Origin of the sequence: Methylobacterium sp. J-030, from assembly GCF_022829545.1 — a bacterium.
In the GTDB taxonomy this organism is placed as follows: Bacteria; Pseudomonadota; Alphaproteobacteria; order Rhizobiales; family Beijerinckiaceae; genus Methylobacterium.
The window spans coordinates 19,488-39,343 of record NZ_JAKSYM010000133.1; the positions used below are offsets into that span (position 1 = coordinate 19,488).

Annotated in this window: 24 protein-coding genes and 1 riboswitch; of the genes, 12 read left to right on the forward strand and 12 right to left on the reverse strand. The window is 69.4% G+C overall.

Features of this window, described 5'->3' with window-relative positions; genetic code table 11:
- Window positions 1-21: 21 nt before the first annotated feature.
- Window positions 22-1,908 carry a phosphomethylpyrimidine synthase ThiC gene (gene thiC, locus MKK75_RS07310; protein ID WP_244041940.1) on the reverse strand — a complete coding sequence of 629 codons (1,887 nt, stop codon included), beginning with the start codon at window positions 1,906-1,908 and terminating at the stop codon, window positions 22-24.
- 73 nt (window positions 1,909-1,981) lie between these two features.
- Window positions 1,982-2,087, reverse strand: a riboswitch (TPP riboswitch).
- Between the two features lie 165 nt (window positions 2,088-2,252).
- Here thiC and MKK75_RS07315 point away from each other — a divergent pair.
- The 3 genes from MKK75_RS07315 (at window position 2,253) to MKK75_RS07325 (ending at window position 5,095) form a co-directional block, all read left to right on the forward strand.
- The gene (locus MKK75_RS07315; RefSeq protein ID WP_244041941.1) at window positions 2,253-3,080 is read left to right on the forward strand and encodes an alpha/beta hydrolase; all 828 of its coding nucleotides are present in this window, start codon (window positions 2,253-2,255) and stop codon (window positions 3,078-3,080) included.
- Window positions 3,081-3,103: 23 nt separating this feature from the next.
- Complete coding sequence (locus MKK75_RS07320; RefSeq protein ID WP_244041942.1) at window positions 3,104-3,478, forward strand: HNH endonuclease; 375 nt, start codon at window positions 3,104-3,106, stop codon at window positions 3,476-3,478.
- A 546-nt stretch (window positions 3,479-4,024) separates the two neighbouring features.
- Complete coding sequence (locus MKK75_RS07325; RefSeq protein WP_244041977.1) at window positions 4,025-5,095, forward strand: acyltransferase family protein; 1,071 nt, start codon at window positions 4,025-4,027, stop codon at window positions 5,093-5,095.
- A 9-nt stretch (window positions 5,096-5,104) separates the two neighbouring features.
- Here MKK75_RS07325 and MKK75_RS07330 read toward each other — a convergent pair whose 3' ends face one another.
- Together MKK75_RS07330 and MKK75_RS07335 are read right to left on the reverse strand one after the other, a co-directional pair.
- Window positions 5,105-5,350 (reverse strand): pilus assembly protein PilZ, encoded by a 246-nt coding sequence (locus MKK75_RS07330; RefSeq protein ID WP_244041943.1) that lies wholly within the window; start codon window positions 5,348-5,350, stop codon window positions 5,105-5,107.
- 113 nt (window positions 5,351-5,463) lie between these two features.
- Window positions 5,464-5,904 carry a hypothetical protein gene (locus tag MKK75_RS07335; protein WP_244041944.1) on the reverse strand — a complete coding sequence of 147 codons (441 nt, stop codon included), beginning with the start codon at window positions 5,902-5,904 and terminating at the stop codon, window positions 5,464-5,466.
- A gap of 209 nt (window positions 5,905-6,113) precedes the next feature.
- Between MKK75_RS07335 and MKK75_RS07340 the strand changes: the two genes are divergently transcribed.
- The 3 genes from MKK75_RS07340 (at window position 6,114) to MKK75_RS07350 (ending at window position 10,653) form a co-directional block, all read left to right on the forward strand.
- Window positions 6,114-6,467 carry an ATP-dependent helicase gene (locus MKK75_RS07340; RefSeq protein WP_244041945.1) on the forward strand — a complete coding sequence of 118 codons (354 nt, stop codon included), beginning with the start codon at window positions 6,114-6,116 and terminating at the stop codon, window positions 6,465-6,467.
- Window positions 6,468-6,668: 201 nt separating this feature from the next.
- Window positions 6,669-8,840 (forward strand): transglycosylase domain-containing protein, encoded by a 2,172-nt coding sequence (locus tag MKK75_RS07345; RefSeq protein WP_244041946.1) that lies wholly within the window; start codon window positions 6,669-6,671, stop codon window positions 8,838-8,840.
- Between the two features lie 289 nt (window positions 8,841-9,129).
- Entirely contained in the window at window positions 9,130-10,653 is a 1,524-nt protein-coding gene (locus MKK75_RS07350) for a sensor domain-containing diguanylate cyclase (RefSeq protein WP_244041947.1), read from the forward strand.
- 129 nt (window positions 10,654-10,782) lie between these two features.
- Here the strand turns inward: MKK75_RS07350 and MKK75_RS07355 are convergent, their stop codons facing one another.
- A complete protein-coding gene (locus MKK75_RS07355) occupies window positions 10,783-11,622 on the reverse strand; it encodes an aldo/keto reductase (RefSeq protein WP_244041948.1) in 840 nt (279 codons plus the stop codon).
- 260 nt (window positions 11,623-11,882) lie between these two features.
- On the opposite strand from MKK75_RS07355, the gene MKK75_RS07360 reads away from it, so the two are divergent.
- The 3 genes from MKK75_RS07360 to MKK75_RS07370 are packed head-to-tail and all read left to right on the forward strand — an operon-like array spanning window position 11,883 to window position 13,632.
- Window positions 11,883-12,950, forward strand: coding sequence for an adenylate/guanylate cyclase domain-containing protein (locus MKK75_RS07360; RefSeq protein ID WP_244041949.1), 1,068 nt, complete (start codon window positions 11,883-11,885; stop codon window positions 12,948-12,950).
- Entirely contained in the window at window positions 12,950-13,153 is a 204-nt protein-coding gene (locus MKK75_RS07365; protein ID WP_244041950.1) for a hypothetical protein, read from the forward strand. The genes MKK75_RS07360 and MKK75_RS07365 overlap by 1 nt, the downstream gene beginning before the upstream one ends.
- Window positions 13,150-13,632, forward strand: coding sequence for a YaiI/YqxD family protein (locus tag MKK75_RS07370; RefSeq protein WP_244041951.1), 483 nt, complete (start codon window positions 13,150-13,152; stop codon window positions 13,630-13,632). The genes MKK75_RS07365 and MKK75_RS07370 overlap by 4 nt, the downstream gene beginning before the upstream one ends.
- 37 nt (window positions 13,633-13,669) lie before the next feature.
- On the opposite strand, the gene MKK75_RS07375 is transcribed toward MKK75_RS07370, so the two are convergent.
- From MKK75_RS07375 to MKK75_RS07405, 7 genes are all read right to left on the reverse strand, one after another.
- On the reverse strand, window positions 13,670-13,936 hold the full coding sequence (locus MKK75_RS07375) for a BrnA antitoxin family protein (RefSeq protein WP_244041952.1): 267 nt from the start codon (window positions 13,934-13,936) through the stop codon (window positions 13,670-13,672).
- A 6-nt stretch (window positions 13,937-13,942) separates the two neighbouring features.
- Window positions 13,943-14,272, reverse strand: a complete 330-nt coding sequence (locus MKK75_RS07380; protein WP_244041953.1) for a hypothetical protein — start codon at window positions 14,270-14,272, stop codon at window positions 13,943-13,945.
- A gap of 293 nt (window positions 14,273-14,565) precedes the next feature.
- Window positions 14,566-15,564: a cell envelope integrity protein TolA gene (gene tolA, locus MKK75_RS07385; protein WP_244041954.1), complete on the reverse strand. Its 999-nt coding sequence runs from the start codon at window positions 15,562-15,564 to the stop codon at window positions 14,566-14,568.
- Window positions 15,565-15,568: 4 nt separating this feature from the next.
- Window positions 15,569-16,075, reverse strand: a complete 507-nt coding sequence (locus MKK75_RS07390; protein ID WP_244041955.1) for an ExbD/TolR family protein — start codon at window positions 16,073-16,075, stop codon at window positions 15,569-15,571.
- A gap of 67 nt (window positions 16,076-16,142) precedes the next feature.
- Window positions 16,143-16,835: a MotA/TolQ/ExbB proton channel family protein gene (locus MKK75_RS07395; RefSeq protein WP_244041956.1), complete on the reverse strand. Its 693-nt coding sequence runs from the start codon at window positions 16,833-16,835 to the stop codon at window positions 16,143-16,145.
- Window positions 16,836-16,967: 132 nt separating this feature from the next.
- Window positions 16,968-17,444, reverse strand: a complete 477-nt coding sequence (locus MKK75_RS07400) for a Tat pathway signal protein (RefSeq protein ID WP_409567535.1) — start codon at window positions 17,442-17,444, stop codon at window positions 16,968-16,970.
- Between the two features lie 79 nt (window positions 17,445-17,523).
- The gene (locus MKK75_RS07405) at window positions 17,524-18,015 is read right to left on the reverse strand and encodes a hypothetical protein (protein WP_244041957.1); all 492 of its coding nucleotides are present in this window, start codon (window positions 18,013-18,015) and stop codon (window positions 17,524-17,526) included.
- A gap of 93 nt (window positions 18,016-18,108) precedes the next feature.
- Here MKK75_RS07405 and MKK75_RS07410 point away from each other — a divergent pair, with 93 nt between their 5' ends.
- Complete coding sequence (locus MKK75_RS07410) at window positions 18,109-18,330, forward strand: hypothetical protein (protein ID WP_244041958.1); 222 nt, start codon at window positions 18,109-18,111, stop codon at window positions 18,328-18,330.
- 82 nt (window positions 18,331-18,412) lie between these two features.
- Here the strand turns inward: MKK75_RS07410 and MKK75_RS07415 are convergent, their stop codons facing one another.
- Window positions 18,413-18,799 (reverse strand): type II toxin-antitoxin system VapC family toxin, encoded by a 387-nt coding sequence (locus tag MKK75_RS07415; protein WP_244041959.1) that lies wholly within the window; start codon window positions 18,797-18,799, stop codon window positions 18,413-18,415.
- Between MKK75_RS07415 and MKK75_RS07420 the strand changes: the two genes are divergently transcribed.
- On the forward strand, window positions 18,798-19,091 hold the full coding sequence (locus MKK75_RS07420) for a hypothetical protein (protein ID WP_244041960.1): 294 nt from the start codon (window positions 18,798-18,800) through the stop codon (window positions 19,089-19,091). The two genes, MKK75_RS07415 and MKK75_RS07420, sit on opposite strands and share 2 nt — an antisense overlap.
- 291 nt (window positions 19,092-19,382) lie before the next feature.
- Window positions 19,383-19,811, forward strand: coding sequence for an Hsp20 family protein (locus MKK75_RS07425; RefSeq protein ID WP_160534578.1), 429 nt, complete (start codon window positions 19,383-19,385; stop codon window positions 19,809-19,811).
- Window positions 19,812-19,856 lie beyond the last annotated feature (45 nt).

Here is a 19,856-nt window from a genome sequence, read left to right on the forward strand (position 1 = left end):
CGGACCGGGCGTGCCGTCACCTCACTCGGCGGCGTCGACGTAGAGCTTCCCGCCCTCGGCCAGGAACTCCTGGGACTTCGCCTTCATGCCGGCCTCGGCCTCGGCCTTCGACATCGCGGGCGCCGCGCCCAGGACCTCGCCGGCCTCCTCCATCGCCAGCACCTCGGCGCGCAGGTCCTGCGTGATCTTCATCGAGCAGAATTTCGGCCCGCACATCGAGCAGAAATGCGCGACCTTGTGGGCGTCCTTCGGCAGGGTCTCGTCGTGGAACCGGCGGGCCGTGTCGGGATCAAGGCCCAGGTTGAACTGGTCCTCCCAGCGGAAGTCGAACCGGGCGCGGCTCAGCGCGTCGTCGCGGAGCTGCGCGGCCGGGTGGCCCTTGGCGAGGTCGGCGGCGTGGGCGGCGATCTTGTAGGTGATGACACCGGTCTTCACGTCGTCCCGGTCGGGCAGGCCGAGATGCTCCTTCGGGGTGACGTAGCAGAGCATCGCGGTGCCGAACCAGCCGATCATCGCGGCGCCGATGCCGGAGGTGATGTGGTCGTAGCCCGGGGCGATGTCGGTGGTCAGCGGGCCCAGCGTGTAGAACGGCGCCTCGCCGCATTCCTTCAGCTGCTTCTCCATGTTGACCTTGATCTTGTGCATCGGCACGTGGCCGGGGCCCTCGATCATCACCTGGCAGCCCTTGTCCCAGGCGACCTTGGTCAGTTCGCCCAGCGTCTCCAGCTCGCCGAACTGCGCGGCGTCGTTGGCATCCGCGATCGAGCCGGGGCGCAGGCCGTCGCCCAGGGAGAACGAGACGTCGTAGGCCCGCATGATGTCGCAGATCTCGTCGAACCGCTCGTAGAGGAACGATTCCCGGTGCCCGGCGAGGCACCAGCGCGCCATGATCGAGCCGCCGCGCGAGACGATGCCGGTGACCCGCCGGGCGGTCAGCGGCACGTGGGCGAGGCGCACGCCGGCATGGATCGTGAAGTAGTCGATGCCCTGCTCGGCCTGCTCGATCAGCGTGTCCTTGAACACCTCCCAGTCGAGCTTGAGCGGGTCGCCGCCGACCTTCTCCAGCGCCTGGTAGATCGGCACCGTGCCGATCGGGACCGGGCTGTTGCGGATGATCCACGAACGGATGTTGTGAATGTTGCGGCCGGTCGACAGGTCCATGACCGTGTCGGCACCCCAGCGGATCGACCAGACCAGTTTTTCGACCTCTTCCGCCGCCGAGGAGGTGACGGCCGAGTTGCCGATATTGGCGTTGATCTTCACCAGGAAGTTCCGGCCGATCGCCATCGGCTCCAGCTCGGTGTGGTTGATGTTGGCCGGGATGATCGCCCGGCCGCGGGCGATCTCGTCCCGGACGAATTCGGGGGTGATGAAGGGCGGTACCGCGGCGCCGAAGCTCTGGCCGTCGGCGAGGGTCGCCTCGGCGCCCTCCAGCATCTGCTCGCGGCAGGCATTCTCGCGGTGGGCGACGTAGATCATCTCCTCGGTGATGATCCCGGCACGGGCGAACTCGTACTGCGTGACCTTCTGGCCCGGCGCGGCCTTGCGGATGGTCCGCTCGGCGGGGCAGGGGGCCACGAGCTTGTCGCCGGCGAAACCGTTATCCTCGGGCTTCACCGCCCGGGGCTCGACGGCCGTGTAGCCGCGGGCCGCGATCCAGGGCTCGCGCACGCCCGGCAGACCGCCGCTGAGGTCGATGCGCGCGTCGGTCTCGGTGTAGGGGCCCGACGGGTCGTAGACCCGCACCGGCGCCTCCTTGGGGTCGGAGAGGGCGATCTCGCGGTAGGGCACGCGGATATCCGGCCGCCCGGCCGGGCTCGCATAGACCTTGCGCGATCCGGTGACCGGACCGGTGGTCACGGCCTCGGGGTTGCCTGTCACGTCCTTGGGGCGAACGGGTGCGTTCATCGTGGGCCTCTCCTCGTCCTGGAGCGGTCCGGTCCACACGATGGGTGAGATGAGAGAGCCGGCCGCGAGGCGCGCAGCCGCAGGTTCCCGTCCCTCCGCCGGTATGAGCCGGATCAGGTTCAAGGGTCAGGGCCGGATGCCCAATCTCAGCCCCCTGCGGGGCCCCCCTCGGAACGGTTCAAGACTCACGGTTGCCGCGGGCTTTGTCAATGCTGCGGAACGGTGCCGAACGACATCCGCGCACGAAGGTCTGATGATGGTCGGAGCCATCCCTGATTGCAGGATCGACGGATCAGACCGTAGGCAAAGGCTCTGTCACGTCCCGATTCCTCCCGCGGATTCGAATGCGCCTTCTCGCCGGCCTCGTGCTCGCGGTGCTCCTCCTCTACGGGCTGGCACTGGCCGGGCTCGCCCTGGGACAGCGCCGCTTCCTCTATCCCGGCGCCCATCGCGCGCCGCCGCTCGCGCCGGTGCCGCCGGGGGTCGAGCCGATCACGATCGCCACCGCGGACGGCGAAAGCCTCCATACCCTCTGGCGTGCGCCACGGCCGGGCTGCGGTATCGTGATCACCTTTCACGGCAACGGCTCCCGCCCGGAACCGCACGCGGCACGGTTCGCCGCCGGCCCCTGGCGGACGGCCGGTTGGGGCCTGCTGGCCCCGGCCTATCGCGGCTATCCGGGCTCGACCGGCAGTCCGAGCGAGGACGGGCTGATCCGCGACGGCCGCGCGGCCATGGCGGAAGCGGCGGTGCGGGCGCCGGGGGTGCCGATCCTGCTGCACGGCCATTCGCTCGGGGCCGCCGTGGCGGTCGCGGTCTCCGAGCATCGTTCCGCGATCGGCCTATACCTCGAAGCGCCGTTCGACTCGATGACCCGCACGGTGCGGCTGCATGTCCCGCTGGCCCCGTCCTGGCTCCTGCGCGACACCTACCGCTCGGATCTGCGCATCCGATCCGGGACGGTGCCGGTGCTGATCGTCCAGGGCCGTGACGATCCGGTGGTGCCGGCCAAGCTCGCCCTGGCGCTTGCCGCCGCGGCCGGTCCCCGGGCGCGGATCCCATTGCTGCCGGGCGATCACATCTCCGTCCTCGGCCTCGGGGATCAGGAGGCGGAGGCGCTGTTCGGCGCGCTCGTCGGCGGGGGCTGCGCGCGGGCCGAGACGACGGGATAGCGGGCGGATGAAGGAGGTCGTGCGTGGTCGGACGGCGGTCCCGGCGCTGGAGCGCCGATGATCCCGATCAGGTGAGCGGTAACCCCCGCCCGGACCCGGCCTGCCCGCTCTGCGAGCGGCCGATCCCGCCCCGCGCGCGGTCCAGCCTCCATCACCTGACGCCCAAGCTGAAGGGCGGCACCCATCGCGGCACCGTGCGGCTGCACCAGATCTGTCACTCGGCCATCCACGCCCGCTACAGCGAGGCCGAGATCGCCAAGCGGCTCACCGACGTGGAAGCGCTGCGGACCGATCCGGAGATCGCCCGGTTCCTCGCTTGGGTCCGCGGCAAGCCCGACGATTTCCACGCCGCCACGCGCATGACCCGCGACCGGCGAGCGTCCAGGCGCAAAGCTTGAGAGCCTGTTCGACTGGAACGAAGGTGTTCCATGTCGCGTGGGCAAATCGTGTGGTGGTTTCGAAAGGTCGGAACCCAGCCCTTTCAAGGGTTTCCCGGTAGCCGTTGAGGTGAAGTTCCCGTCCTGTCAGGCGCTGGATTATCGCGCCCTGTGCGCTGCCGTCGTCCGTGCGAGCGCAACCGAAGCGATCCAGGGGGGCGCACGCTCACCGAGGTCGCGCGGCCCTGGGTCGCTTCGCTGCGCGCGCGATGACGGCGAGCGGTCGCGGTCAAGTCCCGCGTCAAGCACCCTGAAAGGGCTGGGTCGAGACTTTTTGTGGGTCCAGGGCGGCGCCTTGGAGACCCTCCCAAGGCCGGAGATTCCAGGGCTCCGCCCTGAGCACCCGCCAAAGTGAAGAACCCTCTGGAAATCTGGGAGCACCGATAGAACAGGCTTCGATCGACGGATCTTTACCGACTGTTCGCCATGTGGGCAGGTCGGTTGCCGTTCGAATCTTGCCGTCAACCAGAAAGGCTCCAGGATCATCCCGGTATCGAGGATGTGATGATGGCCGGGGCAGGGGACGCACGGGATCGACTCGCCTGGGTCGATATCGCCAAGGGGATCTGCATCCTCCTGGTTGTGATGATGCACGCCGTGACGGGCACGGGTGAGGCCATGGGCGGCGAGGGCTTCCTCCACCCGGTGGTCGCCTTCGCCAAGCCGTTCCGGATCCCGGACTTCTTCCTGTTGTCGGGCCTGTTCCTGGGCCGGGTGATCGACCGCGACTGGCGCCTCTTCTCCGATCGGCGCGTGATCCATTTCGCCTACTTCTACCTCCTGTGGCTGGTGATCCAGTCGGGGGCCCGATACGGGAAGATCGTCGGCGACGGTGGCCCGGCGGACTTCGCGATCCATCTCGGGCATGCCCTGATCGAGCCCTATTCCAGCCTGTGGTTCATCTACCTGCTGGCGGTGTTCTCGGTGGTGACCAAGGCGCTGCGCCGCGTGCCCGGCGGCATATTGTTGGCCGCGGCCGCGCTGTTGCAGATCGCCGACATCCACAGCGGCTCGACCGTGATCGAGGAGTTCTGCGCGCGCTACGTGTACTTCGTCGCCGGGTACCTGTTCGCCGACCGGATCTTCGGCCTGGCCGACGCGGCGCGGCGGAATCTCGGGCCGGCGCTCGCCGGCCTCGCCGTCTGGGCCGCCGTGGAGGGATGGCTTACCCTGACACCCGCGACGGAGCCCGCTCATCCGTCTCCAGCGAGTCTGCCGCTGGTGAGCCTCGCCCTCGGCGCCGCCGGCGCGCTGGCGATCGTGGTGGCCGCCGTCCTGATCGGCCGGACGGGCGGCCACGTCGCCGAGGCGATCCGAACCTGCGGGCGACGCTCGATCGTCATCTACCTCGCGTTCTCGCTGCCGATGGCCGCGACACGGGAGATCCTCGTGCGCACCGGGCTCGTCGCCGATATCGGCGCCGTCAGCCTGATCGTCATGGTGGTCGCGGTGTTGCTGCCGCTCGCGCTGGAACGGCTGGTGCGTGGCACGCCGCTGAACGTGCTGTTCGTCCGACCCGCCCGCTTCCATCTCGCGCCGGCTCGTGTGCGGGCGAGGCCGGTCCTCCAAGCGACCTGACGGGTCGGCTCAGCCCTCGAAGGCGATGCCGATCCGACGGCTCCGCCGCCACGCGACGGTAGCGGGCCGTGGATCGCCCCCCGCCGTGAGACGCAGGGGAAATCGATCGGGTACCGGCTGATCGTCCTCGACCTCGATCTGGGCGCCGGTCTCGTTCGCGTCCCAGACCAGGCAGCCGACCTCACCGCGGGCGAGGAGCAGGGCGCCGAACGTGAAGGCGTTCCGGCGAAACGTGCCGCGGCGGTCCTCCGTCATGAACCTCTCCTCAACCGCGCCCGCCCGCGGAGCCGGGCCTTGCGGCCTGGGACCATGGCGGACGGCAGTTAACAGGCCGAATACGGTCGACGCGTGTACCCTGTCGGGAAAGATCAATACTCGTCGCGGTAATCTCGGCGACGCCGCGGCGCCGGCTCGTCGTCATCGTCGTAGGGGCGGCTCACCGGCGGGCGGTCATAGCTGCGATCATAGCGGTCGTCGCCGCGGCGGCGATCGTAGTCATCGTCCCGGTAGCGATTGTCCGACCCGCCTGCGGAGATGCGCGGCGCATACCAGCAGCTCTTCGGCTGGCCCGGGGCCGGATCGCCGAAGGTCTGGGCGTTGCAGGGGATCACCCCGCCCTGCGGGAATGGCCGGCCGTTGGTCCGGCCGGGGACACCGTAATAGACATTGGTGGGATAGGGCATCCGGCAGACGCCCCCGTCCTGCGCGCAGGCGATCAGGTTCACCGTGTCGAGCTGATAGCCGTGGGCCGCGGTGAGCCCGATCAGGCCCATCCCCAGCGCGCCGGCCGCGACGATCCGACTCCGCACGTCCCTGATTCCCCCGTGATGCGGGGCCCGATTAATCCGGATGGCGGCTTTCGGCCAGAGGCCGCGCTCGCTATGGCGTCGGCCGATGGGATCGATCGCGCCGATCGGGCGGATCGATCGGCAGGAGAACGTCGCGCTCCGGTTGATGCCGGACCGCGTCGTGTCGGGAGGGTTGAGTGAGAGATTCGTCCGCGCATGAGCTTCTGCTGTTGAGCGCGTTGCAGGAATGCCGGATCGAACTCGCGGCGGCACGTCAGGGCGAGGCGGACCGGGCCGCCGTCCGGGGCGAGCTCGAGGCCGCTTTGCAGCGCGAGGCGGCTCTCAGGGGTGAACTCATCCTGGAACGCGAGCGCACGGAGGCGGTCCGTCTCGTTCTCCAGGCGCTGCTGATGAGCCTCCGGCGCTTCGGCCTGCGCCGCCGCCTGTTCCTGTCGCGCATCGCCCGGCTCGGCCGGGAGACGCCGGATGCCGGTCCGCAATCGGCCCGGCACGCGGTCATGCTCGTCGAGGCGCGGCGGGTGATGGGCGTGGCGCAGTCTCCGGACCCGGCCCCCGGGCCATAGAGGTTGACGCGTCCTTAACGGATTGGCGAGCCTTCTCGGCCAGCATCACCCCGATGCGGTCACAAACGGATTCGACAAGGCGTGCGCGCGGCGGCCCTTGTCCTTCCTGTATCGGGGCCGAAGCCGCGGCAGGGTGCGTGACGACCGTGCGGCGTCGCCCGGGATGGGCGCGCCGGTCCGGATCAATCGAAGACGGGATGCATGGCCAAGGAGCGGGGCAGGATCGAGCCGAACTTCGACGTGTCGGAAGGGCGCGCGCGGGATCGCGGCGACCTCGACCTGCGCCTGTCCCGTGAGGACCGGCCCGGACCAGGAGAACGCGTGGCGAATCGAGCGGGTGGGCCGGCACGCAAGCCGGCGAAGGTTCCGGCGCGTTCGGCGGGTGCGGGTCGGAAGCGGCGTCGGCGCTCGTGGTTTGGCCGGATCGTCTACGGCACGGTGGTGCTCGGCCTCTGGGCCGTCATCGGGCTCGCCGGGCTCATCGCCTACCACGCCTCTCAGCTCCCGCCGATCGACCAACTCGCGATCCCGAAGCGCCCGCCGAACATCGCGATCCTCGCGAGCGACGGCTCGCTGCTCGCCAACCGCGGCGAGACCGGGGGCCGGGTCGTCTCGATCAAGGAATTGCCGCCCTACCTGCCGCGCGCCTTCGTGGCGATCGAGGACCGGCGCTTCTACCAGCATTTCGGCGTCGATCCGGTCGGCATCCTGCGGGCCGTCGGCCAGAACGTGACCCGGCGCGGCGTCGCACAGGGCGGCTCGACGCTGACCCAGCAGCTCGCCAAGAACCTGTTCCTGACGCCCGAACGCTCCGCCTCGCGCAAGATCCAGGAGGCGATCCTCGCGCTCTGGCTGGAGCACAAATACACCAAGGACGAGATCCTCGAACTCTACCTGAACCGCGTCTATTTCGGCGCTGGCGCCTACGGCGTCGAGGCGGCGGCGCAGCGCTATTTCGGCAAGCCCGCACGGGAGGTGAACCTCGCGCAGGCGGCGATGCTCGGCGGCCTCGTCCAGGCGCCGTCGCGGCTCGCCCCGAACCGCAACCTGCCGGCTGCCCAGGCCCGCGCCGCGCAGGTGCTCGCCGCCATGCAGGAGCTCGGCTTCGCCACCGCGCAGGACGTGAAGGTGGCGCTCGCCCAACCGGCCAAGCCCGCCAACGCCCGCGGCGGCGGCTCGGCCAACTACGTCGCCGATCTCGTGATGGACGTGCTCGACGATTACGTCGGCAAGTTCGACACCGACATCACGGTCCAGACCACGGTCGATACCGGCCTGCAGGCCGCCGCCGAGCGGACCCTGACCGAGGAGCTGAACGCCAAGGGCGCACGCTTCAATGTCGGCCAGGGCGCGCTGGTGTCGATGCGCCCCGATGGGGCGATCCGCGCGCTGATCGGCGGCCGGGACTACGCGCAGAGCCAGTTCAACCGTGCCACCACGGCCAAGCGCCAGCCCGGCTCCTCGTTCAAGCCGTTCGTGTACCTGACGGCCGTGGAGCACGGTGCCACCCCCGACACGGTGCGCGACGACGCGCCGATCCGCATCGGCAATTGGGCACCCGAGAACTACTCGCACCGCTACGAGGGCCCGGTCACCCTGCGCACGGCGCTCGCGCATTCCCTCAATACCGTGGCGGTGCGCCTCGGCCAGGAGGTCGGCCCGAAGGCGGTGGTGCAGACCGCCCAGCGGCTCGGCATCACCTCGCCGCTCCAGGCCAACGGCTCGATCGCGCTGGGCACCTCCGAGGTAACGCTGCTGGAGATGGTCGGCGCCTACGGGGCCTTCGCCAACGGCGGCACCGGCGTGATCCCCTACGTGGTCACCGCCGTGAAGGGCCAGGACGGCAAGGTGCTCTACCGGCGCGCCGAGAGCGGGCTCGGCCGGGTCATGAGCGCCGATGCCGACGGCATGATGAACGCCATGATGCACGAGACCTTCGTCAGCGGCACCGCCAAGAAGGCCGACATCCCGGGCTGGGACCTCGCGGGCAAGACCGGCACCACCCAGGATTACCGGGACGCGTGGTTCATCGGCTTCTCGGGCAGCCTCGTGACCGGTGTCTGGCTCGGCAACGACGACGGCGAGCTGACCAAGAAGGTGACGGGCGGCAACCTGCCGGCGGACATCTGGAAAACCTATATGACCCAGGCGCTCAAGGGTCAGAACCCCGTCCCGCTCCCCAATATCAACCGCTGGCGCAGGGCACCGGAGACGACCGCATCCGTGGCGAGCGCGGGCCAGGAGGCGCCGGGCGGGATCCTCGGGCAGATCTTCGCGCCGGAGGCTCCGGCGCCGCGCCCGGCCGCGGTGGCCCGTCGGGCGCCGAAGGATGATCGCAACTTCATCGAGAAGCTGTTCGGGATCGGCGACTGAGGGTGGGCCCTCTCCGGGGCCCGGATTGCCGCCGCGCCGTCCTCTGCATCGCGTCGGACTGTGCGCGGTGAGGCCGACAAGCTGCGCCGCGGCGCCGATCGGCAATCGACCAAGGCCGAGGTGTACTGGTTTCGTTGGGCGACATACCGGTTTCGCGCAACCTAAGTAACGTTGTTTAAAATCTTTAGGTGGCAGCCTCGGTACCGATCACTGATCCGGCGACGCACGTGCGTTCGACCGCAGCCGTATCGACGCGATGTCCATGGTCCTGCGATCGACCGTATCAGCGATGCGCGCGCCTTTCGCGGTCCCGGCCTCGCGCCTGACCGGTGCCGCAGGTGCGATCCTGCTGCTGTGCCTGACCCTGCTCGGCCTGTATCTCTGTGTCGATCTGCGCGACATCGCTTGGCAGAACGCGCGGTGCAACGCCCGCACATTGCTCTCGGTGATCGAGGAGGGCGTCGGACACAACATCAAGGCCTACGACCTGTCCCTGCGCGCCGCCACGCGGGCGGCGAACGAGCCGGACGGGACGCCCCTGGTCACCGAACTCCGACGCTTGGCGGCGTTCAATGCCGCCGCCATCGGGACGGGCCTTGGTCCGATCGCGGTGACGGATCGGGAGGGGCGCGTGATCGCGACGAGCGACCCGGGCGCCCTGCCGCTGCAGGATCTGAGCGCCCTGCCCGAGTTCCAGGCCCTTCGCGCGACGCCGGATGCCGGTCCGATCCTGACGGGGCCGAGCCGCTCGCCGCTGACCGGGCGGCAGATCATCCGTATGGCCCGGGCGGTCGAGCGGCCCGATGGATCGTTCGGGGGGATCGTCGCCGGTTCGCTGGACCTCGGTCGGTTCCACGCCCGCTTCGACCGGCTGCGGTTCGATGACGGCCTGATCGTCAACGTGTTTCACCAGGACGGCACGCTGCTGATCCGCGTGCCGGCCAAGCCCGATGCCGTCGGCCGCAGCATCGCCGGCAGCCCCGGTTACAGCGCCTACCGCACCAGCGAGCGCGGCGAGTTCCTCGGCCCCTCACATCTCGACGGCGCGATGCGCCTGTACAGTTTCGCCCATCTCGAGGATCTCCCGCTGATCGTCACGGTAGCCACGAGCGTCGAGAGCATCCGGGCGCACTGGATCTTCAAAGCGGTGATCATCGCCGCGCTGATCCTGTGCCTCAATATCCTGAGCTTCGGCTTCATGGTCCTCGTTCAGCGCGAAGTCGGTCGGCACGCCGCCGCCGAGGCGACCACCCGCAAGGCCAACGCCGCGCTCACCGTGCTGGCCCGGACCGACGGTCTGACCGGCCTGCCGAACCGGCGAAGCTACGACGAGCACTTCGCGGAGGCCTGGGATCAGGCCGCCTGTATCGGGGTGCCGCTCTCGCTGCTGATCATCGATGCGGACCACTTCAAGCAGTTCAACGACCGGTTCGGTCATCGCCGCGGCGACGACGTCCTCCGGGCGATCGCCGATTGCCTGCACCGGACCCTGCCGGCCGGCGGCCTGGGCTTCCGGATCGGCGGCGAGGAGTTCGTGGCGCTCCTGCCCGGCCTCGATGACCCGGAGGCGGCCGCCGTGGCCGAGAGCATCCGGCGGGCCGTGGTTGGCCTCCAGATCGCGCATGCGCCGGAATTCGGCGGCATCGCCACGGTCAGCATCGGCGTCGCGAGCGCCGACCCGGATTTCGATGCGGCACCCGAGGCACTGTTCGTATCAGCGGACGCAGCCCTCTACGCGGCCAAGATGGCCGGCCGCAATCGGGTTCGGACGGCAGCCTGGGCTTCACAGGCGCTGCCGGCAGCGGTGGCTTAGGCTACCCTCGGTCGAAGATGGATACCGGTCCGGCGCGGGAGCCCGTCAAGCCCAGCGCCGAGAACCGTTCGCTTTCGCAACCCGGTCGGCGCGGATCTCGCCGCGCCCACATCGTCGGACCCCGGAAGCTCAGAGCATCGGCAGCATCCGGGGCCGGGGACCCCGGGGGAAATGCGCGTCGATCATGGCGATTTCGGCAGACCCGAGATGCAGGTCGGCCGCACCGGCATTCGCCACGGCGCGGGCCGGACGCCCGGTCTTCGGAATCGTGAAGGTTCCGGCCATACGCGTCAGGAACGCGAGGGCGACCGCGTGCGGGGTCGTGCCGTGTGCCTCGGCGATCCCCGATAACACCCGGCCTCCCGCGCTGGCGGGATCGGGAAAATCGCCGCTGCCGAAGGGCGAGTAGCCGACCATGGCCACGCCATGCTTCTCGCACCAGGGCAGCACGGCGTGCTCGATCGCCCGCTCATTGAGATGATAGAGTACCTGATTGCAGGCGATGCGGTCCGGCCCGGCGATCGCGAGGGCCTGATCGAGATCCTCGACGTCGAAGTTGCTGACGCCCCACGACAGGATCTTCCCGGCCCGGCGCAGATCCTCGAATCCGGCGATCGTTTCCTCCAGGGGGTGCTGGCCGGGCCAGTGCAGCAGGTAGCTGTCGAGGCGGTCCGTGCGGAGCCGACGCAGCGAGGCCTCGCAGGCCCGCACGACGCCGCGTCGGGTTGCGTTGCCGGGCACCACCTTCGAGACGAGGAACGCCTCCTCGCGGCAATCCGCGATGGCCTCGGCGACGATCGCCTCCGCATCGCCGTACATCTCGGCCGTGTCGATGTGGGTCATGCCGGCATCGATGCCGGCCCGCAGCGCGGCGATCGCGTCGCCGCGGTCCGACCTGTCGATGTGCCACGTCCCCTGTCCGATCACCGGGACCGGGACGCGGGCTGCACCGAAGCTCCTGGCCTGCATGGCGTCGTTCCCTTCCCTGTCTCGGCGCTCTCGGGACACCGACCCGGCGATGGCGGCGGTATCGCGACCCTGCCGTTCCACGCCTTACTCGCGCCATCATGGATTGTTGAGCAAGGATTGGTGCGAGACGGCGGCGCTGCACTCTAGGCCAGTGTCCGCTGTCACGCGGCGCGAACCTGCCGAGCCCGCGTCGTCGGGTCGAAGCCGTGAAACCCGGTCCGGTGCGCGGCCGCTTGGTTGGCCATGCTGGAGTTGCGCCGATGCTGCCCGCCCATCGCCTGTTCTGGGTCCTGATCCTGCTGGCGGCCGCGGGGGCCGGGCTCCTCTACAACATCATCTTCGCGGCGGGCGCCTCGCCGCTCGCGGGCTTCACCTACGGCCTCTGCATGGGCGCCACGGTGCTGGCCTTCGACCGCGGCCTGATCCTGGCCGGCCTGCAGGCACGGATCCGCCGGTTCCCGGCTTGGCTCTACGTGGTGGCGGCCGAACTCGCCTACGTGCTGATGATCATGGCCGGCAACGCGCTCGGCGGTCTGCTGGTCTGGACCTTCGCGCTGACGAACGACGACCTCACCTCGGCGACCCGGATGACCGCCCGCGTCCTCGCCTACGCCCTCGCCACGTCGGGCCTCCTCGTCTTCGTGATCCGGATGCGCGACCTGATCGGAGGCGAGGTGTTCGTGAACTTCATGATCGGCCGCTACCACAAGCCGGTGGCGGAAGAGCGGGTCTTCCTGTTCCTCGACGTGGTCGGCTCGACCGCCTTCGCGGAGGCGCACGGTGATCTCCGGGCCCAGGAATACCTCGGGGCGGTCTTCGCAACTCTGGCCGAGCCGGTGCGCCGCAACGGCGGCTCCGTCGACGATTACGTCGGGGATCTGGCCATCATCACGTGGCCGATGGCCCGGGGGCTCAAGGATGCGCGCTGCGTGACCTGTCTGTTCGACGTGCTCGACCGGATCGACGCGGATGCGGCGGCGTGGACGGCGCGGTTCGGAACGGTGCCGCGGCTGCGCGCCGCCCTGCACGGCGGCTCCGTGGTCACGGCCGAAGTCGGGGTCGACCGGCACAAGATTGCGTATTTTGGCGATGCGGTGAACGTCACGTCGCGGATCGAGGCCCTGTGCCGTCCTCTCGGCGTCGGCACCCTGATCTCCCAGGATCTCCTCGACCGGCTGCCAGGGCTGCCCGCGGGCGTCCGCGCCCGCTCCCTCGGCGCCCACGCATTGCGCGGCCGCGGCGCCCCGCTCGCGGTCGCCACGCTCGAGCGCGGCCATGCCGACACGGTCACGGAGCTGGAACCGCGTCGCGCGGCGGCGGCCCGCTGATGGCCGACACCGAGGCTCCCCGCGCCCTCATCCTGACGGCCGCGAAGATGGTGCTGCGCTTCGGCTTTCCGTTGCTCGGACTGCTGGTCTTCGGGCACGCCATCCTGATCTCGGTCGGCGGTGATATCGAGCGCTGGCAATTCGCCCTCGGCGTGCTCCTGATCCTGGTGGGTTTCACGTCGAAGCTGGTGCCGCGGCCGTGAGCGCCGACACCGCGGGGCCGCCGATCTACCTCGACGCAGATGCCTGTCCGGTCAAGGACGAGACCTACCGGGTCGCGGCCCGCTACGGCCTCACCGTCCACGTGGTCGCCAACAGCATCCTGAACCTGCCGCGCGAGCCCTGGATCGTGCGTGTCGTGGTCGGCTCCGCCCTCGACGCCGCCGACGACTGGATCGCCGAGCGGGCGGGACCCGGCAGCATCGTCCTCACCGCCGACGTGCCGCTCGCGGCGCGGTGCGTGAAGGCCGGCGCGACCGTGCTGGCCTTCACCGGCAAGCCGTTCAGCGAGTCCTCGATCGGCATGGCGCTGGCGACCCGCGACCTGATGCAGTCCCTGCGGGAGGCCGGGACGATCACCGGCGGTCCGAAGCCGTACTCGCGCGCCGACCGGTCGGCCTTCCTGTCGGCGTTGGACCGCGCGGTGAACCGGATCCTGCGCGGGCGCCCGCGCGACGCGTGAGCGCCCGCGCGATCCCGCCCGGATCCGGTATGTCGTGTCAGTCCTGATCGGCGGGGACGAGCGCCTTGAGCGCCGCGTTGATGCGGTCCTGCCAGCCCGGCCCGTCCTTCTGGAAATGGGCGAGCACCGCACTGTCGAGGCGCAGGCTCACCATCTCCCGCGCACCGGGGGGGACAGCGGGCCGCGGGGGGGCCGCCTGCTGCCGCGGCGGCGCCTCCGGCTTCGCGGACGTCGCGGCCCGGAAGGCGGCTTCGGCGGCCGCGCGCGGATCGCTGAAGCGGCGGCGGTTGCGATCGTCGGCCATCGGCCTCTAGCCCTTTGCGGCGGTCTTCTTCGGCGCGGCCTTCTTGGCTACACCCTTGCCGGCTCCCTTCGCGGCAGCCTTGGCTTCCTTCTCGGCCGCCTTGGTCTGCGCGTCCGCGGCCTCCTTCGCGAGACGAAGCGCCCGCAGCTTCACGGTCCGCTCATCGACGGCCTTGATCTGCGCGTGATGCTCCGCCATCGCCTGCGCACCCTCGCGAGCCATCCGCTCCGCACGTTCGGCGCGCTCGGCGCGGTTCTCGGCCCGCGTCTTCGCCTCCGCTTCCGCGTCGCGCGTGGCATTCTCCTCATCGAGGTCGAACTCAGTCTCGTCGCTCATCCTGTCCCTTTCGCCCCAGCTCAGCGTATCCGGCCCTTCGCAACCTGCGCGGGACGGCGACTGGTGGGTCCGGCCTGTTCGAGGAGGTGGGCATGGCCGGATGAACCGCACCCATGTCCCGCCGCTGAAGGCACACAGGAGCGCGCTCCGGACGGCTTTAGCATGCTCGTCGGGGCGAAAGCGAATCTGCAACGCTCGTCCGGTATGCCAGCGCACAATATTCGCGGGGGTCATGGGAAGTGCAGGTTAGTCGAGGCCTCGGCGTTCTTAGCCAAGCGTTGTGAAGCACGATCTTATCTCACTCGGAAGTTGAGCGGGATCGAGACCGACAGGCTTGACTGCGTCACACCGGGCGGAGCCGGCGGAAGGCTGCCGCGGACGGCCGAGAGCGCGGCCCCGTCGATCTGGCCGATCCCGCTGGAGCGCGCGACGCCGGCGGCCGTGACCTGACCCGAGCGCAGGACGGTGAAGCGGACCACGGCGGTCCCGCCGCCGGTTCCGTTGGCAGCGCCCGCGTTCATGCGCCCATGGATCGCCGCGCTGATCGCCCCCGTCCACTGCCGCATCGCGCTGGGATCGTTGCCCGCCGCGGCGCGGCCGGCCGCGTTCTGGCGCGACGCGGAGGCGGAGTTGCGCGCCTCGGCGCCCCGCTGTGCCTTGGCCTGCCGCGCCTTGGCCTCGCGTGCCGCCTTCGCCTTCGCCTCGCGGATCTCGTCCAAACGCTCCTGCCGCGCCTCCTCGCGCTTCTGCTCGCGGAGCTTCTCCTCCCGGATCTTGCGCAGCTTCGCCTCCCGCTCGGCCTTGAGCTTGGCGGGATCGGGCTCCGGCTTCGGCGGCTCCTCGGTCTTGGCGACCTCGGCGGGTGGCGGAGTCAGCGGCTCGGCGTTCTTCGCGGTGGAGGTGATCACCTGGCTCGGCGTCTCGACCGCCTCGGCTTGCGCCGGAGGCTCGACCGCCGGCGTTTCGTCAGGCTTGACCTCGGCCGTCTCCGCGGGCGGCGGCGGTTGGACCGCCTCGTCCGGCGGCTCTTCGACGGGCTTCGTCTCGGGCGGCGCGGCCTGGCTCATCTGCTGCTCTGAGGGAGCCTCCGTGGGCGCCTCGGTCATGACCGGCGCGAGATCGACGGTGATCTGCTGCTCGCCGGGCGGCGTCGGCGGCGCGAGCTGCAGGAACATCACGGCCACCAGCACGAGGGCATGCAGCACCAGTGCGACCAGGAAAGCCGCGATCAGCCCGGACGGTCGGCGTCGACCGAAATCCTCGGGCACATCCGTCGATGCGAGCGTGTTCATCGGTTCAGCGGGCGGTCCCGGCAGGGGCTGCAGGAGCGGCTGTCCCGGCAGAGGCGGCGGGCGCGGCGGCGGCGGGCGCGGCGGCACCGGGCGACTGCGCGATCAGCGAGACCTTGGTGAAGCCGGCCTGACCCACCAGCCCCATCACTTCCATGACCTTGCCGTAGGGCACGTCGCGGTCGCCGCGGACCAGGATGACCTGATCCTTGTCGGCGGCGGCCATCTCCCGCAGGCGGGGTACGAGGCTGTCCATCGTGAAGACCTCCTTGGCGATCGACGGGTTGCCGTCCTTGTCGACCGTTACCTCCTGAGGCTTCTTCGACTGCGCCACCTTGGGGGCCGCTGTCTTCGGCAGCTGCACCGGCACGCCCGTGGTCATCAGCGGCGCCGCGACCATGAAGATGATCAGCAGCACGAGCATCACGTCGACCATCGGGGTCACGTTGATCTCGGACATCGGCATGTCGTCGAGATCGTCGTCGTCGCTGGCGCGAACGGGTGCCATCGCCATGGGGCGTCTCCGGTTCCGGTGCGTGCGGCCCGCCGCGGCAGGCGCAGCAAGGGGCTTCTGAAGCGGCCTACTCGGCTGCGGCGCGGTGCGCGGTGCCGGTGCGGTCGCGGGCGAGATGGTTGCCCAACAGCGAGATGTAGGACGAGAACGTGCTCTGGATCCCGCTCACGTCACCCGACAGCTTGTTGAACGCCATGACGGCCGGGATGGCGACGACGAGGCCGATCGCGGTGGCGAACAGCGCCTCCGCGATGCCCGGCGCCACCACGGCGAGCGACGTGTCCTGGCTCCGCGCGATCGACGAGAACGAGTTCATGATGCCCCAGACCGTGCCGAACAGGCCCACGAACGGCGCGGTCGAGCCGCAGGTCGCCAGCAGGGACAGGCCGTTGCGCAGGCGCTTCATCTCCAGGGTGAGCGCGCCCTTCATCGCCCGCTCGATCCGCTCGCGACGCTCGGCCCGGGTCTCGGAGGTGTCCTGATCGCGCCACGCGTCGATGCCCGCCCGCGAGACGTGGCCGGCGATCCCGCTGAGATCGCCGTCGAGCTTGCCGCCCGATTTGACCAAAGTGGCGAATTCCTTGGCCTGGCGCCGGGCACCGGCGAGGCGGATGATCTTCTCGAACACCACCGTCCAGCACGCGATGGAGGCGACGATCAGCAGGATCATCACGCCCTTCACGATCGGGTCGGCCTGGAGGAACAGGCCGAGGAACGAGAAATCGTGGGCGGCCTCGATCGGCGCTTGTGTCGGGTCCATCGCGGGCTCCTGGCGTCCTGGTCTCACGCGGCCTTGCGCCGCCGTCATCTCGGGGTGCGGCCAATGCCGCTGACCGCCCGGCGACCGATGCCGCCGGACGGTCGTGTCATGTCGTCCGTCGGACGGCTCCGGTCAGCGGTCGAACGGGATGCCGGCCTTCGACTCCGTTTCGGTCCGTTCGAGGCAGGCCTCACGGGCGGCATCACCGCCATCGCAGGCCAGGACGTCGTTCAACAGGACCCGCCCGACCTTGTTGCAGGCGATCCCGGGGAAATCGAAGATCTTCACGACGGTCTTCCGAGGCGGGAGCGGCCCGAGTTCCACCGCCACGCGCTTCTGCGCGACCCCGTCCGTGTCGAAGGCGAAGAGGTCGACCTTGTAGGATTTGAGGCTCGTGCCCTTGGTGTTGTCGATCACCATTGTGATGCGGCAGGCCTCGCCGGCGGTCTCGACCTTGTTGAGCTGCAGCTTGAGCGGCCCGGCCTTCTCGGAGGCATCCTGCGCCAGGGCCGAGACCACGAGGAGCGCCGAGAGCGCGACGCAGGCCATCGTATCGAGGGCGATGCGCCCGATCCGGCGACGGTACAGGGGAACGCTCAAGGCAAGCACCGAACCGTTATCCTCTTCCTCATCCGTAGGGTGGGCCTGCGCCCCCCACTCCGTCCGATCGGCTCGATCCCGGAAGGGATCAGTGAAGTACGACGCCACCGCGGCAGGACGCCGGCGCCAGGCGCTGAGCCGCCGCTTCGAGGGGATCGACCGCCGCGCGGACCGCCGCCACGAGGCGCGGTGCCGCATCACGCCCGGTGATCTCCGCCGCGGCCTCCTCGAGATCCGCCCAGAGCCGACGCCGGCCCCGGTTGATCAAATTGACCAGCGCACATTCGTGCCCTGTCACCCGGCAGCAGCTCGCCGGCATGAACGACCAGTCGTCCTCGCGCTCGGCCCGCAGAGCGCGGATGATCGCCACCACGCAGGCCACGAACCGGCATCCGTCCGCCGGTCCCAACAACTGCTCGGCCCCGTCGAAGGCCGCGTTCCAGCACGCCACGTCGCTGGTCATGTAGCCGGCTGCCACGAAGCGAGCCACCGACAACGCCAGGATTTCGGCCTCATCGCCGCATACGTCGACGACGCGCCGCATCGCCGCACGGTCCGACAGGGTCTGGGGCGCGCTCATGGGCTGCACTGCCTCGCGTCGCAGGGAAATCCGCGCGCTCGACCGATAAATTCGTCCGAGCGCCAGCCCGGGCAGTAAGGCACGAGCGCGGCCTTGATCAAGGCCCAGCGCAAAATTCAGAGCAGTTCCAAACTGTTAGGCGGAAGCGTGGCGGTTCGCAAACTTGCCGATATTGCCCAGCCTCTGTTGCCGAATGTGCCCGATCAATCGTCAAAGGCCGATGGCGTACGGAAGCGGGCCACGACGGAGTTTGGCATTCGGCTGCGGCGGTCGATCCGACCCATGGGGCACCCGATCCTCGATCAACGAAGCTGAGCCTCCAGGGTCGACCGCGGACGACCATAGGCAACCATGTCGGGCCATCCTGGGCCGACGGGACCCTAGGCGATCCGGCGCATCATCGGATGCATTCGATCTGAACGCTCGGGCGCAGCGTCGTCCAAGATCGGTCGGCCGTCAGAGCGATCAGGCTGCGCGACGTCGCCAGTGCCAAACAGGACCGGTCACCGAACACCAGTCCCGCAGCTCGGCTGCCGGTGATGAGCGCGCCCGCTTGGGCGGCTTGGCTCTGATCGAACGCGACGACCCCGAGATGAAGAGCCGCCAAACCTGCACTGACCGCCGCGGGATTGCCGCCCCGATCGGCAAGCTTGGCTACGACTTCGGAGTAGTTGACGGCCGAGATCACCGACGCATTCAGCGCAGCACGAACATGCGTTGCCCCCTGCTTCTCGCTGAGCAGAGCACGCAATGCCGAGGCGTCCAAAGCATCGTTCGTTGCCATGGGATCACGCTTTGCCAGCTTCGGCACGGCGATCCGCTATGAACTCAGTGACCAGACTGACGCCTTCGGGCACCAACCCCCTCACCAGTTTCTGCACGTCGCCGATCGCCGCGTCGAAGGATCGAATCCGAAGCTCGCCATCGGCCGTTTCCATGATCACGGTGACGTCGATACCGAGCTGCCGACGGGAATGACGAGCGTGCTTCCATCAATGATTTTCGTCGATCGGGATCCCATTGCAATCGCGTCGGATCAGGACCAAAAGGTTTTTATACCTATTCGCGCATCGTGACCATAACGATCGCTGGGGTCCACGATCCCGAAACAGCCCAAATCGCTGCTTTTGGACTCGCTTTCGGATCGGGGCGATTTTCCGATCCCTGAACTTCCAGTCTGGAAAAGACAGAACCGGGTGCCGCTCTTGATGGCCGGGACCACCGCGGCCATATCGTTGAGCGGCCGGCGTTGTCTCGTCCGGCGGAGCGCTGCCCCGGCGGGCTCCCTCTCGACGAGGTGCTCGGGCATCGCGGGGCAGCGGCAAGCTCCGGGGGGCGGAGGCCTCGCTTTCTGGATGACGGCCGCGATGACGCGTACTTCGCCTTTCGGGCACCCGTTCCTGCTCGGGTTCGACGAGATCGAACAGGCCCTCGACCGGGTCTCCAAGGCCGCCAACGACGGCTACCCACCCTACAACATCGAGCGCCTGCCCCGGACCGAGAGCGAGCCCGAGCGCCTGCGCATCACGCTCGCGGTCGCGGGCTTCACCCGCGAGCAGCTCGACGTGATGCTGGAGGAGAGCCAGCTCGTGGTGCGCGGCCGGCAGGTCGACGAGCGCGAGCGGCATTTCCTCCACCGCGGCATCGCGGCGCGGCAGTTCCAGCGCACCTTCCTCCTCGCCGACGGCATGGAGGTTCTGGGCGCGGATCTCGCCAACGGTCTGCTGTCGATCGATCTCGTCCGGCCGGAGCCGGACCGGATCGTGCGCAAGATTGATATCGGCGCGCGCGGCTGAGACCGACGCGATTGATCGGACGGCGGCAATCCCCACATGGGTCTT

Bases quoted from the DNA above. Each gene is read 5' to 3' on its own strand.
- thiC (WP_244041940.1), bottom strand. From the start codon at position 1,908: ATGAACGCACCCGTTCGCCCCAAGGACGTGACAGGCAACCCCGAGGCC.
- MKK75_RS07315 (WP_244041941.1), top strand. From the start codon at position 2,253: ATGCGCCTTCTCGCCGGCCTCGTGCTCGCGGTGCTCCTCCTCTACGGG.
- MKK75_RS07325 (WP_244041977.1), top strand. From the start codon at position 4,025: ATGGCCGGGGCAGGGGACGCACGGGATCGACTCGCCTGGGTCGATATC.
- MKK75_RS07330 (WP_244041943.1), bottom strand. From the start codon at position 5,350: ATGACGGAGGACCGCCGCGGCACGTTTCGCCGGAACGCCTTCACGTTC.
- MKK75_RS07345 (WP_244041946.1), top strand. From the start codon at position 6,669: ATGGCCAAGGAGCGGGGCAGGATCGAGCCGAACTTCGACGTGTCGGAA.
- MKK75_RS07350 (WP_244041947.1), top strand. From the start codon at position 9,130: ATGCGCGCGCCTTTCGCGGTCCCGGCCTCGCGCCTGACCGGTGCCGCA.
- MKK75_RS07355 (WP_244041948.1), bottom strand. From the start codon at position 11,622: ATGCAGGCCAGGAGCTTCGGTGCAGCCCGCGTCCCGGTCCCGGTGATC.
- MKK75_RS07360 (WP_244041949.1), top strand. From the start codon at position 11,883: ATGCTGCCCGCCCATCGCCTGTTCTGGGTCCTGATCCTGCTGGCGGCC.
- MKK75_RS07365 (WP_244041950.1), top strand. From the start codon at position 12,950: ATGGCCGACACCGAGGCTCCCCGCGCCCTCATCCTGACGGCCGCGAAG.
- MKK75_RS07375 (WP_244041952.1), bottom strand. From the start codon at position 13,936: ATGGCCGACGATCGCAACCGCCGCCGCTTCAGCGATCCGCGCGCGGCC.
- MKK75_RS07380 (WP_244041953.1), bottom strand. From the start codon at position 14,272: ATGAGCGACGAGACTGAGTTCGACCTCGATGAGGAGAATGCCACGCGC.
- tolA (WP_244041954.1), bottom strand. From the start codon at position 15,564: ATGAACACGCTCGCATCGACGGATGTGCCCGAGGATTTCGGTCGACGC.
- MKK75_RS07390 (WP_244041955.1), bottom strand. From the start codon at position 16,075: ATGGCGATGGCACCCGTTCGCGCCAGCGACGACGACGATCTCGACGAC.
- MKK75_RS07395 (WP_244041956.1), bottom strand. From the start codon at position 16,835: ATGGACCCGACACAAGCGCCGATCGAGGCCGCCCACGATTTCTCGTTC.
- MKK75_RS07405 (WP_244041957.1), bottom strand. From the start codon at position 18,015: ATGAGCGCGCCCCAGACCCTGTCGGACCGTGCGGCGATGCGGCGCGTC.
- MKK75_RS07420 (WP_244041960.1), top strand. From the start codon at position 18,798: ATGGGATCACGCTTTGCCAGCTTCGGCACGGCGATCCGCTATGAACTC.
- MKK75_RS07415 (WP_244041959.1), bottom strand. From the start codon at position 18,799: ATGGCAACGAACGATGCTTTGGACGCCTCGGCATTGCGTGCTCTGCTC.
- MKK75_RS07425 (WP_160534578.1), top strand. From the start codon at position 19,383: ATGACGCGTACTTCGCCTTTCGGGCACCCGTTCCTGCTCGGGTTCGAC.